This is a genomic window from Pedobacter sp. 01N416 (assembly GCF_056399685.1).
Genome location: NZ_JBFTRT010000690.1, coordinates 1 through 2,397, shown reverse-complemented (window position 1 = coordinate 2,397; position 2,397 = coordinate 1). Strand labels below are relative to the sequence as shown.

The following is a 2,397-nucleotide window of genomic DNA, read 5'->3' as shown; positions in this document are numbered from 1 at the left end:
GATTCTTCATCCACTCTACCTGAGCAGCTCTTCCACCGCTAACACTACCTTTCAGGTATTTTTCGATCATATAACTGGCTATCGGCGCTGCATAGGTACTGCCAAAACCCGCATTTTCGACAATTACTGCAATAGCAATTTTCGGATTATCTCTTGGGGCAAAACCTATAAACACAGAGTGGTTTTTTCCGTGCGGGTTTTGTACCGTTCCTGTTTTTCCACAAAGTACTATATCAGGAATCCGTGACAGTATGGCCGTTCCCCAGCTGGTGTTTACGGCATCCTGCATACCATCAATTACGGATTCGAAATGTCTGGCATCTACACCTACATAATTTTTAACTACATATTCTTTTTTAACCAGATTTTTATCGCCTATACCTTTAATTAAGTGCGGTTTAATGTAATAACCACGGTTAGCAATAATAGCCATGGCATTTGCCATTTGTAATGGGGTAGCGGTAATCTCACCCTGGCCAATAGCCTGTGAAATTACGTTGGTATAACCCCATCTTTTACCATAAATTTTATCGTAATGGTCTGCGGTATAAAAATAGCCCTTTCTTTCATAAGGCATATCAATGTCGAGCTTTGATCCGAAACCAAATTTAGCCACTTTATCGCGCCATTCCTGATAGGTTTGTCTTTGGTTTTTCATCCCGTTTTTGGTAATTAACTTTTGAAAAACATAACAAAAGTAAGTATTACAGGAACGGGCTATGCCTCTTCGTAAAGAAATTGAGCCATCAAAGTGTTCGCATTTAATTTTTCTATTTCCAGCCTGATAATAGTGCGGACAAAAGAATGTGGTATTGGGATCTATTACGCCTTCTTGTAGTCCAATTAGCGCATCAACAGGCTTAAACGATGACCCAGGGGGATAGTAACCCATTATTGGTCTTACTAAAGATGGGCGGTATGGATTGCCCACAATAAATTCCATGTAATTGTTCCCTTGATTTCTGCCAACCAAAAGATTTGGATCATAGCCCGGACTACTTACCAGTGAAAGAATTTCCCCGGTAGCAGGCTCAATCGCTACAATTGCCCCAACCTTGTTCATCATCAGCTCTTCACCCAGTTTCTGAATCCTCATATCAATGCCCGAAATTAGTCGCTCGCCCGAAACTGCATTGATATCATACTTTCCATCAGCATAACTGCCTTGGGGGGTATTGTGCACGTCATAAATTGTATTTACAACGCCCTTTTCTCCCCTTAAAACTTCTTCGTATGATTTTTCCAGACCACTTTTTCCCTTATAATCGCCTGGCTTGTAAAAGCCTTCAGATTTGGCAATATCGGCACTGTCTACCTCTTTTACATAACCAAATAACTGTCCTCCAACACTATCGGGATAATGGCGTATGGTGCGGTCCTGAGTTGAAAAACCCGGAAAACGGTACATAATTTCCTGTAAACGAGCATAGCTCTGAACTGAAATCTGTTTAACAAAAGGTGTGGCCTGATAGTTGGATTTAGCCTTGGCCTTACGCATAAATTTGCGTGCGTCCGCTACCGAAATCTCGAGTGCTGCAGCTAAGGTAACCGTGTCAAATTCCTTTACTTCGTTGGGAATAACCATTAAATCGTAAACAGGTTCGTTCTGTACAATAACCTTCATGTTCCGGTCTAGAATAGCACCACGTGCAGGGAACTTGAATTTCTTTTTTAATACATTACTTTCTGCAGAAATAAAGGCCTTGTCGCTAATAATCTGGATATAAAATAACTTCCCCAATAAAATCAGGGCGATTACAATAAATAATCCTTGAACGATATATTTTCGGTTAAATAATTGATCCATTAGCGTGGTGTTCTTCTATAGAATATAAACTCTACCAATAAAATAATAAGCAGTGTAAAGATACAACTTAAGCCGCATCTCATTAAGGTGTAACCAATTTCGGTTAGCCTAAATGTTTCTAGAAAGAACAGCACCAGGTGGTGTGCAACAACGCAAAGAAAAGCATAAAGTGAAAACCATTGAAAACCCATATAACTTAACGATGGTTCTGGGTCGTCAATTGCGTCGCGGTTTAAACTTATCGATATAAAGGAAATCCTTACAAAAGCCAATACCACGCAAGCCGTAGCATGTACGCCCATGGTATCGTAAAAAGCATCGAGTGTTAAGCCTGTTCCAAAAGCCAATAAGTACAACAAAATATTGGGGATTCCGAATGGAAGCAGGAGCAAAAACAGCACATAGATAAACGGTGTGGAAAGATCATAAAAGCCCATGTTTTTGAGCAGGAAGATCTGCACAAAAAGGAGTAAAAACCACCTGATCACATTTACAATTATGATTCTACTATTCATTCGGTTTAACTAAGCTTTCCAAAGCCTTTTGCTCTTCGGCTTTTTTATCTTTAACCACATATACATATTGCAATG

General features: G+C 39.8%; 2 protein-coding genes. Both read right to left on the bottom strand.

The genetic code is table 11. The annotated features are described in order from the left end of the window. Positions 1-1,807: penicillin-binding protein 2 (mrdA, locus tag AC1DND_RS25860; RefSeq protein WP_477585452.1), on the bottom strand; the 1,807-nt coding region annotated here is incomplete at its 3' end. Further along, positions 1,807-2,322, bottom strand: coding sequence for a hypothetical protein (locus AC1DND_RS25855; RefSeq protein ID WP_029277298.1), 516 nt, complete (start codon positions 2,320-2,322; stop codon positions 1,807-1,809). The genes AC1DND_RS25855 and mrdA, both read right to left, overlap by 1 nt. Positions 2,323-2,397: the final 75 nt, after the last annotated feature.

Bases quoted from the DNA above. Each gene is read 5' to 3' on its own strand.
- AC1DND_RS25855 (WP_029277298.1), bottom strand. From the start codon at position 2,322: ATGAATAGTAGAATCATAATTGTAAATGTGATCAGGTGGTTTTTACTC.